Consider the following 14476-nt stretch of genomic DNA (forward strand, 5'->3'; position numbering starts at 1 on the left):
GTGGGTCAACTGACCCTGTTTCCCCACCAGTTCAACCGCGGGGTCACAGGGGTGCGTCAACGGCGCCCGGGGGCGCGCAGGGTGGTGAGCGCGGCGGCGTGCGCCCCTCCGGATTCGGCCACGATCTCCGCCACCGTCTGCGGCCTCCGCACGGTCGCGAACGCCACACCCCCGGACCCGTCCGGCACGAAGCCGTAAACGCCGGGCCTGGCAAGGGAGTTGTAGGCGTAGTGGGCCCCGAAGTAGTACGCCCCGGTGTCCAGTGCCGCCGCGTGGTCACCCTGCTCCAGCAAGGGCAGCGCCTGTCCTTCGGCCAGCAGATCACCCGCGAAGCAGGCCGGGCCGGCGACGTCCTGCACCACCTCGGGCCCCGATTTGGGCCGACCCTTGGCGTCGTAGGCGGCGATCCGCAGCGGCCAGGACTGCGGCGCGTACACCGTCCGCGTCGCCACCTGCACCCCGGCGTGAGTGATCGCGATCGGCCGCCCGCCGGCGCTCTTCGCGTACTCGACCCGGGCCACCACCGTGCCCTGCTTGGCCAGCATCGACCGCCCGAACTCGGTCACCAGCCCGTACCGCCCGTCGAACAGCCCCGGCACCGTCTCCTTCAGCAGCCGCGCGTACTGCGCGTAGGTCGGAGTCGTCGCGTCCGAGCCGAAGTTCACGCCCAGCCCGCCACCGATGTCGAGCGTGTCGATCTGCCGCCGCCCGATCCGCGCGTTGATCTCCTCCGCCAGTTGGTACGTCTCCGCGACGCCCCGCGCGAGCAGCGCCAGCGGGATGCCCTGCGACCCGACGTGCGCGTGCAGCCGGGACAGCCACGGCCGCTCCGCGTACGCCCGCACCACCCACTCCCGCGCCCCCTCGTCGCGCAGCGCCACCCCGAACTTCGAGGTCGCCGTGGCCGTGGAGAGCGCCGCGATGGAGCCCGCGCCGATCTGCGGATTGACCCGGATCCCGAGCGGCGAACGACTGCTCGCCGACCGCATCAGCCCGTCGATCCGCTCCAGCTCCTGCGGGCTGTCGGCGTTCACCGCGATCCCCAGCGCCAGCGCCTCCCGCAACTCGGCCGGCGTCTTCGCGGGCGCGTCGAGCACGGTCCGCTCCGGCCGTACCCCCGCCGCCCGCGCCAGCGCCAGCTCGCCCGGGCTCGCCACCTCGGCGCCGATGCCCTCCTCGTGCAGCAGCCGCAGCACCGGCACCAGCGGGCTCGCCTTCACCGCGAACGCGTGCAGCACCGGCGTCCCGGGCGCCATCACCGCGTCGAACGCCGCCCGCAGCGCCGCCGCCGACTCCCGTACCCCGGTGACGTCCAGCAACGCCACGATCGGCGCGTCCGGCCCCAGCAGCCCCTGCTCCACCGCGGCCCGCACCGCCTGGTCCCGGCGCGCGGTCCGCTCGGCGCCGTCGTCGGTGCCGTCCGTGTGACCCTGGATTCCGTCGCTCACTGGATCCCCCGTCGTGTCGTAGCCGTGTCCTGCATCCAGCCAAACACCCAGAGCCTGCCCACATCGGCACCACGATGTATTGACTAGTTCTATTCAGAGCGCCAGGATGTGAATAACCACGTGAAGAACGCAGTAGAGACCGCAGTCCGCTAGGAGGCAGACCATGTCAGGACCCCGCCCCGTACGAGCACCGCGCGGTACGGAACTGAGCGCCCTGGGATGGCAGCAGGAAGCCGCCCTGCGGATGCTGCAGAACAACCTGGACCCCGAGGTCGCCGAACACCCCGACAAGCTCGTCGTCTACGGCGGCACCGGCAAGGCCGCCCGCGACTGGCGCTCCTTCGACGCCATGGTCCGTACCCTGCGCACCCTCAAGCAGGACGAGACGATGCTCGTCCAGTCCGGCCGCCCCGTCGGCGTGATGCAGACCCACGAATGGGCGCCCCGCGTGCTCATCGCCAACTCCAACCTGGTCGGCGACTGGGCCAACTGGGAGGAGTTCCGCCGCCTCGAGGCCCTCGGCCTCACCATGTACGGCCAGATGACCGCCGGTTCGTGGATCTACATCGGCACCCAGGGCATCCTCCAGGGCACCTACGAGACCTTCGCCGCCGTCGCCGCCAAGAAGTTCGGCGGCACCCTCGCCGGAACCATCACCCTCACCGCAGGACTCGGCGGCATGGGCGGCGCCCAGCCGCTGGCCGTGACCATGAACGACGGCGTCGCGATCTGTATCGACGTCGACCCGCGCGCCATCGAGCGCCGCATCGAGCACCGCTACCTCGACGTCCGCGCCGACTCCCTCGCGCACGCCCTCCAACTCGCCGTCGAGGCCCGTGACGCCCGCCGCCCGCTCTCCATCGGCCTGCTGGGCAACGCGGCCGAACTGCTCCCGCGGATGCTCGCCGAGGGCGCCCCCATCGACATCGTGACCGACCAGACCTCGGCGCACGACCCGCTGTCGTACCTCCCCGTCGGCGTCGAGTTCGACGACATGGCGGACTACGCCGCCAAGGACCCGGCCGGTTTCACCGCCCGCGCCCGCGAGTCCATGGCCAAGCACGTCGAGGCGATGGTCGGCTTCATGGACGCCGGCGCCGAGGTCTTCGACTACGGCAACTCGATCCGCGGCGAGGCCCAACTCGCCGGATACGAGCGGGCGTTCGCCTTCCCCGGCTTCGTCCCCGCCTACATCCGCCCGCTCTTCTCCGAGGGCAAGGGCCCCTTCCGCTGGGCCGCTCTCTCCGGCGAGGCCTCCGACATCCACAAGACGGACAAGGCGATCCTCGACCTCTTCCCCGAGAACGAATCCCTGCACCGCTGGATCAAGATGGCCGGCGAGCGCGTCCAGTTCCAGGGCCTGCCCGCCCGTATCTGCTGGCTCGGCTACGGCGAGCGCGACAAGGCGGGCGAGCGCTTCAACGACATGGTGGCGTCCGGCGAACTGGCCGCCCCCCTGGTCATCGGCCGCGACCACCTCGACTCCGGCTCCGTCGCCTCCCCGTACCGCGAGACCGAGGCCATGCTCGACGGCTCCGACGCGATCGCCGACTGGCCGCTGCTGAACGCGATGGTGAACGTCGCCTCCGGCGCCTCCTGGGTCTCCATCCACCACGGCGGCGGCGTCGGCATGGGCCGCTCCATCCACGCGGGCCAGGTCTCCGTCGCCGACGGCACCAAGCTCGCCGGCGAGAAGATCCGCCGCGTGCTGACCAACGACCCCGGCATGGGCGTCATCCGGCACGTCGACGCCGGATACGACATCGCGGAGAGGGTCGCGGCCGAGCGCGGTGTGCGGGTGCCGATGCGCGAGGGTGACGAGGCGTGACCCTTCCGGGAGACGAGCGGGGCGGCAACTCCTCGGTGAGGGATTCGCCGCAGGGTGAGTTCGCCGGCGGTTCCTTCCACGAGATGTGGCGTGACCTGCTCCCCATCGGACGGCATCCAGACTCTGGCGGCTACCGTCGCTTCGCCTGGACGGCCGCCGACGCCGACTGCCGGGCCTGGTTCGAGGAGCAGGCCCGGGTCCGCGGTCTGGTCTACGAACTCGACCGCAACGGCAACCAGTGGGCCTGGCTGGGTGACCCCGAGGCCGGGGACGCCGTCGTCACCGGGTCGCATCTCGACTCGGTGCCGGACGGCGGGGCCTTCGACGGACCCCTCGGAGTCGTGTCGTCCTTCGCCGCGCTCGACGAACTGCGCCGCAGGGGAGCGCGGTTCACCAAGCCGCTCGCGCTCGTCAACTTCGGTGACGAGGAGGGCGCCCGCTTCGGACTCGCCTGCGTCGGCTCGCGACTGACCGCCGGACAGCTCACCGTCGAGCAGGCACACCGGCTGACCGACGGTGACGGGGTCACCCTGCCGCAGGCCATGGCGGCCGCCGGCTACGACGCCGACGCCATCGGCCCCGACCCCGAACGGCTCGCCCGCATCGGCGCGTTCGTCGAACTCCACGTCGAACAGGGCCGCGCGCTGGACCTCTCCGGCGACCGGGTCGGCATCGCCAGCGCCATCTGGCCGCACGGACGCTGGCGGTTCGACTTCCGGGGCGAGGCCAACCACGCCGGCACCACCCGCCTGGTGGACCGCCGCGACCCGATGCTGTCGTACGCCGAGACCGTGCTCGCCGCCCGCCGCGAGGCCCAACTCGCCGGTGCCGTGGCCACGTTCGGGAAGATCGCCGTGGAACCGAACGGCGTCAACGCCATCCCCTCCCTGGTGCGCGGCTGGCTCGACTCCCGCGCCGCCGACCAGGACACCCTGGACACGGTGGTCACCGGCGTCGAGAAGGCGGCCCGCGAGTACGCGGAGGCCCACGGCGTCGACCTCGACATCGTCCGTGAATCCTTCACCCCGGTCGTCGAGTTCGACCACGCCCTGCGCGACGAACTCGCCCGCGTCCTGGGCACCGGATCGGAACTGACCGTCCCCGTCCTGGGCACCGGCGCCGGACACGACGCCGGAATCCTCTCCGGGAGCATCCCGACCGCCATGCTGTTCGTGCGCAACCCCACGGGCGTCTCGCACTCCCCGGCCGAGTTCGCGGCCGAGGACGACTGCGTGGCCGGGGTGACCGCACTCGCCGACGTACTGGAAGGGCTGGCCTGCAAGTGACGCACCCCCTCACACGGACGTACTGGCTGGAACACGCCTGGCTCGACACCCACGTCGAGCCGGGCGTCGCCCTGACTGTGTCGATCAGCGGCTCCGCCGCGGGGTCCGAGGGACGGATCACGGCCGTCCGCACCGAGGTCGACACCCCGCCCCCCGGCGCCGAGATCCTGCGCGGACTCACCCTCCCCGGGCTCGCCAACGCCCACAGCCACGCCTTCCACCGCGCCCTGCGCGGCACCGTCCAGGTCGGCTCCGGCACCTTCTGGACCTGGCGGGAGCTGATGTACTCCTTCGCCGACCGGCTCACCCCGGACACCTACCACGCACTGGCCCGCGCGGTGTACGCGGAGATGGCGCTGGCCGGGATCACGGCGGTCGGCGAGTTCCATTACGTGCACCACGCGCACGGCGGCACCCCCTACGCCGACCCCAACGCCATGGGCGAGGCCCTCATCGCCGCCGCCTCCGAAGCCGGTATCCGCATCACCCTCCTCGACACCGCCTACTTCTCCTCCGGCTTCGGACAGCCCCCCAACCACCACCAGCTCCGCTTCTCCGACGGAAACGCGGACGCCTGGGCGGAACGCTCTTCACTTCTCAAGGAACGGGATCACGCGAGGATCGGCGCCGCCATCCACTCCGTACGGGCCGTGCCCGCGCGGGAGTTGGCGACCGTGGCCCGCTGGGCCGAGGACCGGCGGGCCCCGCTCCATGTGCACCTGTCCGAGCAGACCGCCGAGAACGACGCCTGCCGCCAGGCCCACGACCGCACCCCCACCCAACTCCTTGCCGACCACGGGGTGCTGGGCCCGCGCACCACGGGCGTCCACAACACCCACCTCACCGACGAGGACATTGCGTTGCTGGGACGCTCGGGCACCGGCACCTGCATGTGCCCGACGACGGAACGCGACCTGGCCGACGGCATCGGCCCGGCGGTCGCCCTCCAACGAGCCGGCTCGCCCCTCTCCCTCGGCTCCGACAGCCACGCGGTCATCGACCTGCTCGAAGAGGCCCGCGCGATGGAGCTGAACGAGCGCCTGCGCACTCGCACCCGGGGCCACTGGACGGCCGCGGCCCTGCTCCGCGCGGCCTCCGCCGACGGTCACGCGGCCCTGGGCTGGGACGACGCGGGCACCCTCGAACCGGGCGCGCTCGCCGACTTCACGACGATCGCGCTCGACTCGGTCAGGACGGCGGGGCCGCTGCCCAGGCTCGGCGCCGAGACGGCCGTATTCGCGGCGACGGCGGCGGACGTACGGCACACCGTCGTGGGCGGGCGGCACGTCGTACGCGACGGGGCGCACGCGCTCGTACCGGACGTGCCCGGAGCGCTCGCGCGGGCCGTCGAAGCCCTGCGCGCCTGACGACCACCCACGAGGACGCCATGAGCAACACAGCCAGCACTGTCATCACCAACATCGCCACACTCGTCACCAACGACCCCTCCCTGGGCGACGGATCCCCCCTCGGTCTGATCCAGGACGCGGCCGTCGTCATCGAAGGCGACCGCGTCGTCTGGACCGGTGATTCAAGCAAAGCACCCGCCACTGACAATCGGGTCGACGCAGCCGGCCGAGCGGTCCTGCCGGGCTTCGTCGACTCCCACTCCCACCTCGTCTTCGCGGGCGACCGCACGCAGGAGTTCAACGCCCGCATGTCCGGGCGGGCGTACAGCGCGGGCGGCATCCGTACGACGGTGGCGGCGACGCGCGCGGCGAGCGACGGGGAACTGGAGGCGAACCTCACCCGTTACCTGTCCGAGGCCCTCCGCCAGGGCACCACCACCTTCGAGACGAAGTCCGGCTACGGCCTGACGGTCGCCGACGAGGCGCGCGCCCTCCGCATCGCCGCCGCGCACACGGACGAGGTGACGTACCTCGGCGCGCACATCGTCTCCCCGGACTACGCCGACGACCCCGCCGCGTACGTAGCCCTGGTCACCGGCGAGATGCTCGACGCCTGTGCCCCGCACGCCCGTTGGATCGACGTCTTCTGCGAGAAGGGCGCCTTCGACGGCGACCAGGCCCGCGCGATCCTGACCGCAGGCAAGGCGAAGGGCCTCCACCCCCGCATCCACGCCAACCAGCTCTCCTACGGCCCCGGCGTCCAACTCGCCGTAGAACTGGACGCGGCGAGCGCCGACCACTGCACCCACCTCACGGACGCGGACGTGGACGCCCTGGCGAGCGGCCGTACGGTCGCGACGCTGCTCCCCGGCGCGGAGTTCTCGACGCGCGCCCAATGGCCCGACGCGCGCCGCCTGTTGGACGCGGGCGTCACGGTCGCCCTGTCGACGGACTGCAACCCGGGCTCGTCCTTCACGTCCTCCGTCCCCTTCTGCATCGCGCTGGCGGTAAGGGACATGGGGATGACGCCGGACGAGGCGGTGTGGTCGGCGACGGCGGGCGGTGCGGCGGCGCTACGACGCGACGACGTGGGGCGGGTCGCGGCGGGCGCGCGCGCCGACCTGATCCTGCTGGACGCGCCGAGCCATGTGCACTTGGCCTACCGGCCCGGGGTGCCGCTGGTGTCGGAGGTATGGCGGCGAGGAAGGCGCACGGCCTGACGGCCGCCGCCTGCTCAACCTGCTGCTTTCAGTGAGTGCCGTGTTCTGCCCGCCCGCTGAAAGCGCGCTGAGGCCGCCGTGAAACCGGGCGGGCGCAGGCTCTGCTCCAGAAGGAAGGCGAAGCGAGCCCCGACCGGGGGTCGCGCCGGATCCCAAGGAGCACACCACGATGCCCATCACCCTCACCGACCAGGACAAGAACACCCTGCGCACCGCCGCGTACGGCGCCGTCACCCTCCTGTCGGCCGCCGGCGCGGTCACCGGCTCCCCCCACCGGATCGCCACCCAGGGCAGCCTCGCCCTCAGCTCGGCGACCGGCCCGGTGGGCTACGTCCTCGCCGAGAACTCCAAGATCCCGAACCTGAACGGCAAGTCCGTGGCCGAGATCGCCGACCACGTCCTGCCGGCCCTGACCGAGGCCATGGCCCTCCTCAAGAAGCAGGACCCGACCGAGGCCGACAACTTCCGCAGCACGGTCCTGGTCGCCGTCGAGGCGGCGGTCCGCCCGAAGAAGGGCGAGCCGGGCCCCGTCATGGAGGAGATGGTCCGCAAGATCACTGGGGCGCTCGACGGTGCGTGAGCCGGGCGGATCCCTCGCTGTGTACGGGGTGGGTAACGTGCTCATCGAGTGCGGCGCTTCCGGCGGCTTTCATCGAGGGACCCTGAGTCAGATCAGTTCGCCCGCTCCATCGCACTGTCCAGATGCCCGATGACCGCCCCCGCATCATCGCTCTCCGTATGCCGGATCAGCTCCAGCGCAGGCCGGACCAGCGCGCCCGGCCGGGCTATCAGGCGGGCGAGTACGGCGGCGCGGATGTCGAGGCGTTCGATGGTGGCCGTCTGTTGCTGTTCGGTCTGGGCGGCCAGGACCACGGCGTTGTGCCAGGCCTCCGCGCGGGACTGGACGATGCTGAAGTCGAGGATCTGTTCGTCGGTGCGGCCGCCGACCCGGTCGAGCAGGGACAGGAGCGGGGACAGGGCGTCGACCGAGTCCTGTACCGCCAGCACCACCCGCGCCAGGATGTCGTTGATGAGTAGGAAGTCGTGCCGTAGGGCCTGGATGTCCTCGCCGGGGCTGGTCCGGGCGGTGGCGACGGCCAGGTCGAGGTTGATGTGGGCGTTCACGCCGAGTATCAGGTGCTGGACGATGACGGTGTCGGAGTCGTCCAGCAGTCCGAAGGTCTCGCGCCAGCAGCGCGGCCCGCTCCGGTCGCGGCGCCAGGCGTCGTGCGCCTCGAAGTAGCGGTTGCCGAAGAGGGTGTCGAAACGGTCCATACGGGGGCCGTCCTCGAACCGGCCCTCGTGGATGGCCTTACGGATCTCGACGGTCACCTGCCGGTACAACGCCGCGAAGTACCCGATCCGGTCACCGGTCCGGGCCGCCTCCCGCACGATGTCGGCCAGCCCGTCCACGACCTCGTCGATGTTCTGTGCCGTCATGCCCAACTCCCTTGTGAATAGCGGGAGTCGAATGTCACCCCGCCCGTCGTCGCTGCTTCACATCCCCCCTTGGAGGCGCTGGCGAAACCCCCTCAGGGGCGCTGGGTGAACTCGTTGCGCAGGTCGGTGATCAGGCCGTCCCCGTCGAGCGTCGCGTGCTCCACCCCCGCGACCGTCATGAGCTGGTCGTCCGCCGTACGTGCCGCGCATACCCACTCGGCCCGCAGGGTGCCGTCGTCCAACACCGTGGTGTTCCAGTAGTGCTTGGTGTCGGCGAACGAGTCGAAGTGTGCGCGGTAGAAGGCGGTGACCGCCTCATGGCCGTGGACCGGGTCCGAGCCCAGCCTCACGGTCGCGTCGGGGGCGAACAGTGCCAGGAGTTCGGCGAGCGCCGACTCGTCGTGCACCGCCTCGTCGGCCAGCGCGATGTAGCGGTCGATCACGGTGTCGATCACGGTGTCGGTCACTTGGCCTCGGCGCCCTCGTTGGCGGCTACCGCCTTCGCCAGCAGGGTCGGGTCGGCCAGCGTCGCGGGGTGGCGCAGCATGTAGGAGACGTAGCGGAACGCGCGGGTGACCTCGCCGTCCGCGAGGGTGGCGGCCGCGATCTGGGCCATGGCCCAGCGCTGCTGCCGTACGTCGTCCGGCACCTCGGTGCCGTTCTGCGCGTCCAGGCGGGCGGCGTCGCTGCCGGCGGAGACTCCCCAGGCGGCGTCCACGACCACCTGCTGGAGGCGGAAGAACTCCCGTGCGGGCGCGCCGAGTTCGGGGGCGTCGGCGAGGTACGAGGCGAGGCAGGAGGCGTGCAGACTGGCGGAGCTCATGCCCTGGCCGTGGATGGGGTTGAAGGACGCCACGGCGTCGCCCACGCTGACCAGGCGGGCGGGGAAGTGGTTCAGGCTCTCCTCTGTGAAGTGGCGCCTCCGGCTCTCGGCCTGGTGGTAGGTCACCACGTCGCCGATCGGGGCGCCGGCCGTGGCCTCGGTGAAGATCGGGGGGAGCTTGGCGCAGGCCTCGCGGAACTCGGCGAGGGTCCGGCCGGGTCGGCTGTCGCCGTACCCCATGAGCATGACGAGCCACTGCCCGTCCTCGATCGCGTTCGCCGCCGCGACGGACACCCCGCCCGAGGGGTGGTCCGGCGTGAACAGCCCCAGCGCGCAGGCCGTCTCCAGGTCGGCGAACTTCTCCGGTCGCTCGAACAACGCCGTGGCGTAGTTGATCGGGGCCGGCAGCCGCTCCAGCCGGGGGTGGTCGTAGCCGCTCTCCTTGAGCCAGTTGGACAGCCTGCTGGAGCGGCCCATGGCGTCCACGACGAAGTCCGCGTCCAGCGACTTCGCGCTCCTGTCGGCCTGGTCGACGCCGACGTAGCGGACGGCGCTGACGGCGTCGTCGCGGTAGTCCAGTCCGGTCGCCTGCGCACGCAGGACGGACACGTTGGGGAGGGCCGTGACCCGGTCGCGGATCAGGGCCTCCAGCAGGGGGCGGCCGATCGCGAGCAGGTGGTGGTCCACGCCGTCCGATGCCATCGGTATGCCGTTGACGGTGGTGACCGCCTTGTCGGACCCGGCGTAGGAGGCGCCGCGGGCCTGCGCTTCCTCCGTGATGCCCGGAAGCCACCGCTCCACCCACTGCTGACCGCCGGGGAGCAGCGTGTGCACCTGCCGGTTCTGGGGCACGCCGGGGCGCGCACCAGCCTCCGTCGAGAGGTCGTCGGACTCGATGACGACGACCCGGCGCGCACGGTCGGACAGCACCCGTGCCGCCAGCAGCCCCGCGACGCTGCCGCCGAGCACGCATGCCGTGTCGAACAGCACGGGTGCGTCGGCGGGCGGCTCGGCCTGGACGAGCTTCTCGAAGAGGGAGACCACGGACTCGGTCATGAACTTGCTCCGGTTGGTGGAGGAGGAACGCGCGGTGAGAACGCGCGGAGACGAATGCGCGATGACGGACCCACAGCGAGGGGTCGTTACGGCCACTCTCGCCCGCCCCGGTCGTCCGGGTCTTGTCCCTCTCGGCCGCCCGTCTTGTACTTCTCTGCCATCCCGACGGCCCCGATGTACACGGGCGCGCCCCTTCCCGCGGTGGTGGTCCGCGCTCCTACCCTGTCCCCGTGGACACCAACGACGGCATAGCCGCCTGGCGGGTGGGCGGTGACGCGCCTCCCGTGGTCGACATCGGCGTGCCCTACGCCGACGAGAACCGCAACCATGTGCTGCTCAGCGCGTGGCGCCACCAGGGCGGCGAGTCGGTGCCGGCCCCGCCGCTGATGCTGCCGCGGCACAGCGAAGGCGCGTACCGGGTCCGCATCCGGGCCCAGAAGATGCTCGATCTCCATGTCGAGGACCAGTACAGCCACGCCGTCTCCGGAAGCACCGGCGGCCCGGTCGGGCACCACGGGGACGGGATCGTCACGCACATCACGTTCAGCGGCGAGTGGCGGTTCGCCTCGCGGAACCGGCGGTCCAGGGCGACCGCCGGGACCCTGTGCGTCCGTAGGAACGAGGGACCCTGGGACTTCGAGGTCTCCCGGGGCACCCACGCGCTCGCTGTGCACATGCCCGCGAGTGCGCTCCGTTTCCCCGCGAACACCCTCTCCGTCATCGCCGAACAGACGTCCCCCGCCGCACGGTTGCTGCTCGCCCATCTCCGTCTCTTCGGCGAGACGGCGGACCAGCTCGGCCCCACGGCCGCCGCGGCGGCACGCAGCGCGACGGTCGAGCTGTTCCAGGGGCTGCTGAACGACCAGGTCATCGACGACGCGTACGTCATGCCGACGCTGCTCGCGGCGGCGAAGGAGTACATCGAGAACCGGCTGCTCTACGACGCCGATCTGAATCCCCGGGACATCGCGGACGCGCTCCATGTGTCGGTCCGCACGCTCTACCGCGTGTTCGACCAGCAGGCCACGCCGTCGGTCATGGCGTACGTCCGCGAACGGCGCCTCGAACGGGCCCGGGCGGAGCTGGTCGCCACCCGCCTGACCGTGTCCGAACTGGCCGCCCGCTGGCACTTCGCCGACGGCAGCCACTTCGTCAAGGCGTACCGGAAGCGGTTCGGCGAGACACCGACCGCCGGTCGGCGACGGGGCTGGGAGTCCGGGAACGCCTGAGCGCGGCGCACACACGCGCGCCGCGCTCAGCACAGGCAGGGGACCGGCGGGAGGAGGAGGGGGTCACTCCTCGACCGTGAGTCCCTTTCGCAGGCGTACCAGTGTTCGCGACAGCAGTCGCGACACATGCATCTGCGAGATGCCCAGTTCGTCGCCGATCTCCGACTGCGTCATGTTGGCGACGAAGCGCAGGGAGAGGATCTGCCGGTCCCGGGACGGGAGTTCGGCGATCAGCGGCTTCAACGACTCGACGTACTCGATGCCTTCGAGTCCGTGGTCCTCGTAGCCGATACGGTCCGCGAGCGCGCCCTCGGAGTCGTCCTCCTCGGGCTGTGCGTCGAGTGAGCTCGCCGTGTAGGCGTTCGACGCCGCCATGCCTTCCACGACCTCTTCGCGGGAGAGCTTCAGGCGTTCCGCGAGCTCGGCCACGGTGGGGGCGCGGTCGAGTTGCTGGGCCAGTTCGTCGCCGGCCTTGGCCAGGTCGAGCCGGAGTTCCTGCAGCCGGCGCGGGACGCGCACGGACCACGAGGTGTCGCGGAAGAAGCGCTTGATCTCACCGACGATGGTTGGCATCGCGAAGGTGGGGAACTCGACACCGCGGCTGAGTTCGAAGCGGTCGATCGCCTTGATCAGGCCGATGGTGCCGACCTGGATGATGTCCTCCATCGGCTCGCTGCGTGAGCGGAAGCGGGAGGCGGCGAACTTGACCAGCGCGAGGTTGAGTTCGACGAGCGTGTTGCGGACGTACGAGTATTCGTGCGTCCCTTCTTCGAGCGACTCCAGTCGCGCGAAGAGCGTCTTGGACAGAGCGCGTGCGTCGACGGCTCCGACCTCGTCGTACGGGGGGATCTCGGGGAGCCCCTCGATGGGATTGGGATCCAGTTGTGCCGGTGGGGGTGTCGACGTCGCTGTCGGGGTAGGCGATGCGTCGAGCCGGGGTGACATGGCGTCCTCCATCGTTCTCGGCATATGGCTGCCGAAGCCGGTGCGTGCACTGCGGAGTGCGGCGCCTCCAAAGCCGGTCGTGTCGGTCGGTCGGGCTGTCGGACAGTTGTGTGGGTCGTATCGATAGCCGGTCTAATCGGGCGTATCGAATGTTCAAATATTTGTCTCTACTAGCCCTACCCGGTTTCCGGAGCCCGCCGCAAGTGCGCTGTGCGGGCATATGTCCGTTTATGGGCGCTTGTTCGGGTGTTGGAGAGTGTGAGGAAGGCGTAGTGTTCCAGGGCGAACGTCAACAGCCACGACCTCGGGAGAGAGAGACGGCATGGACCGCGGGACGGTCGGCAGCGCACAGTCTGGCCGGCTTCTGGTCGAGGTGCGGAAAGAGGGCCCCAGCGCCGTTGTGACACCGGCGGGTGAGTTGGATCACCACACCGCCGATTTGTTGCGCGAGCCGCTGGAGGATCTGCTCGCCCATGGATACGCACGGCTCGTCGTGGACTGCTCACGGCTGGAGTTCTGCGACTCCACGGGCTTGAACGTACTTCTCGGCGCACGACTGAAGGCGGATGCCGCAGGCGGCGGAGTGCATCTCGCGGGGATGACTCCCGCGGTGGCACGTGTGTTCGAGATCACCGGGGCGGATGCGGTCTTCACCGTCCATGACACCCTCGGGGCCGCCCTCGCCGACGAGTCCGACTGAGCCCCCCTCGCCCCTGTGCGACCGGCAGTTTCACCGAGCCTCGGCTTCCGTGCCGAGTAAGGGGTGTTTTGCCGGTTCGCTCGGGCAGGAGAACATCTGAACCTGTCGGGAACCAGAGCGACCAAAATGCTCGTGATCCGCGTAATGACTGTTGAACACGTATGACCCCGTACTGATCTCGAACCTGTACTGAGCTGACTCTTGAACACGTACCGACTCTTGAATCGTGAACCGGTGAATCGGTGAGGTGAAGCGCTGATGAGCACCACCCGGCCCTACCCGCCGGGCGACCGCCCGGAGCCCGGTGGCGATTCGGCGCCGCCCGCCAGGGACGACGCCGAACCCTCCACGGGCCGGGACGCCCGCAGGCTCGGGTTCGCGGGCGAGAGCGGAGTCGTCCCGCTCGCCCGCGACTTCGCCCGCCAGGCCCTCTATGCCTGGGGCTGGCTGCCCGCCGACGGCGCCGACCGGCGCGCCGCCGCCGAGGACGTGCTCCTCGTCGTCTCCGAACTGGTCACCAACGCCTGCCTGCACGCCGAGGGGCCGGACGAGATGCTGATCAGCTGCGACAGAAAGATGATCCGCGTCGAGGTCTCCGACCGAGGCACAGGCCAGCCGGCCCCCAGAACCCCCCACCGCGCGGGCCGCCCAGGCGGCCACGGCATGTTCATCGTGCAGCGCCTGTGCCTGGACTGGGGCGTGGTACGCACACCGGGGGTCACGGGCAAGACGGTATGGGCGGAGTTGGGGGCGCCGGCTTAGGGGTTTTCGGGGGCTGGGCCGCTGGGGGTGGGGGCTGACACGCGTTCTCGAGTGCCCTACGGAGTGCCTGGCGCTTTCTTGTGCGGAGGCGGGCGCACCCGCCCGGTCTGTCGCGGGCCGGGCCGTAGCAGCGGGGCTTGGCCGCGCTCCCGACTGCTACGGGCGTGGGGCCCCGGCGCCCCCTCGTGTCGCCCACGGCGGCAGCCTCTGATGTCCAACACCTTTTCCGCCTTGCTCTCGCCTCGCCGCTAACGTCAGCCGCTGTTGCCAACGCCCCCTCCACCTCGCCGCCGCACGCGTCAGTCCCGCTCCCCGGTCCCGCTCAGCCACCGCCGATCCCCTGCGACCTGCCCCCGCCGGACACGCCCGCCCACGAAATTCGCTTCCCCG

Annotated in this window: 13 protein-coding genes; 8 read left to right on the top strand and 5 right to left on the bottom strand. The window is 70.9% G+C overall.

The annotated features are described in order from the left end of the window. Positions 1 to 56: 56 nt before the first annotated feature. A complete protein-coding gene (locus ABZT04_RS02380; protein ID WP_356051963.1) occupies positions 57 to 1448 on the bottom strand; it encodes a diaminopimelate decarboxylase in 1392 nt (463 codons plus the stop codon). A gap of 163 nt (positions 1449 to 1611) precedes the next feature. Between ABZT04_RS02380 and hutU the strand changes: the two genes are divergently transcribed. From hutU to ABZT04_RS02405, 5 genes are all read left to right on the top strand, one after another. Continuing rightward, a complete protein-coding gene (gene hutU / locus ABZT04_RS02385) occupies positions 1612 to 3276 on the top strand; it encodes a urocanate hydratase (RefSeq protein ID WP_356051965.1) in 1665 nt (554 codons plus the stop codon). An 83-nt stretch (positions 3277 to 3359) separates the two neighbouring features. Then, complete coding sequence (locus tag ABZT04_RS02390; RefSeq protein WP_356052136.1) at positions 3360 to 4562, top strand: allantoate amidohydrolase; 1203 nt, start codon at positions 3360 to 3362, stop codon at positions 4560 to 4562. Beyond that, a complete protein-coding gene (locus ABZT04_RS02395) occupies positions 4559 to 5929 on the top strand; it encodes a formimidoylglutamate deiminase (protein WP_356051967.1) in 1371 nt (456 codons plus the stop codon). Before ABZT04_RS02390 ends, ABZT04_RS02395 begins: the two co-directional genes overlap by 4 nt. Before the next feature lie 20 nt (positions 5930 to 5949). Next, entirely contained in the window at positions 5950 to 7131 is a 1182-nt protein-coding gene (gene hutI, locus ABZT04_RS02400) for an imidazolonepropionase (protein WP_356051969.1), read from the top strand. A gap of 169 nt (positions 7132 to 7300) precedes the next feature. Then, positions 7301 to 7711, top strand: coding sequence for a hypothetical protein (locus ABZT04_RS02405; protein WP_356051971.1), 411 nt, complete (start codon positions 7301 to 7303; stop codon positions 7709 to 7711). A 92-nt stretch (positions 7712 to 7803) separates the two neighbouring features. On the opposite strand, the gene ABZT04_RS02410 is transcribed toward ABZT04_RS02405, so the two are convergent. From ABZT04_RS02410 to ABZT04_RS02420, 3 genes are all read right to left on the bottom strand, one after another. Beyond that, a complete protein-coding gene (locus tag ABZT04_RS02410; RefSeq protein WP_356051973.1) occupies positions 7804 to 8571 on the bottom strand; it encodes a DUF5995 family protein in 768 nt (255 codons plus the stop codon). A gap of 92 nt (positions 8572 to 8663) precedes the next feature. Further along, on the bottom strand, positions 8664 to 9038 hold the full coding sequence (locus ABZT04_RS02415) for a nuclear transport factor 2 family protein (protein WP_356051975.1): 375 nt from the start codon (positions 9036 to 9038) through the stop codon (positions 8664 to 8666). Beyond that, positions 9035 to 10450 (bottom strand): FAD-dependent monooxygenase, encoded by a 1416-nt coding sequence (locus ABZT04_RS02420; RefSeq protein ID WP_356051977.1) that lies wholly within the window; start codon positions 10448 to 10450, stop codon positions 9035 to 9037. The genes ABZT04_RS02415 and ABZT04_RS02420 overlap by 4 nt, the downstream gene beginning before the upstream one ends. Before the next feature lie 230 nt (positions 10451 to 10680). Here ABZT04_RS02420 and ABZT04_RS02425 point away from each other — a divergent pair, with 230 nt between their 5' ends. Next, complete coding sequence (locus tag ABZT04_RS02425) at positions 10681 to 11679, top strand: helix-turn-helix transcriptional regulator (RefSeq protein ID WP_356051979.1); 999 nt, start codon at positions 10681 to 10683, stop codon at positions 11677 to 11679. 63 nt (positions 11680 to 11742) lie between these two features. Here the strand turns inward: ABZT04_RS02425 and ABZT04_RS02430 are convergent, their stop codons facing one another. Continuing rightward, on the bottom strand, positions 11743 to 12624 hold the full coding sequence (locus ABZT04_RS02430; protein ID WP_356051981.1) for an RNA polymerase sigma factor SigF: 882 nt from the start codon (positions 12622 to 12624) through the stop codon (positions 11743 to 11745). Positions 12625 to 12946: 322 nt separating this feature from the next. Between ABZT04_RS02430 and ABZT04_RS02435 the strand changes: the two genes are divergently transcribed. Both ABZT04_RS02435 and ABZT04_RS02440 read left to right on the top strand, forming a co-directional pair. Then, entirely contained in the window at positions 12947 to 13324 is a 378-nt protein-coding gene (locus tag ABZT04_RS02435; protein WP_355908515.1) for an STAS domain-containing protein, read from the top strand. 258 nt (positions 13325 to 13582) lie between these two features. Next, positions 13583 to 14086 (top strand): ATP-binding protein, encoded by a 504-nt coding sequence (locus ABZT04_RS02440; RefSeq protein WP_356051983.1) that lies wholly within the window; start codon positions 13583 to 13585, stop codon positions 14084 to 14086. Positions 14087 to 14476: the final 390 nt, after the last annotated feature.

Source organism: Streptomyces sp. NPDC005492, from assembly GCF_040605995.1.
In the GTDB taxonomy this organism is placed as follows: Bacteria; Actinomycetota; Actinomycetes; order Streptomycetales; family Streptomycetaceae; genus Streptomyces.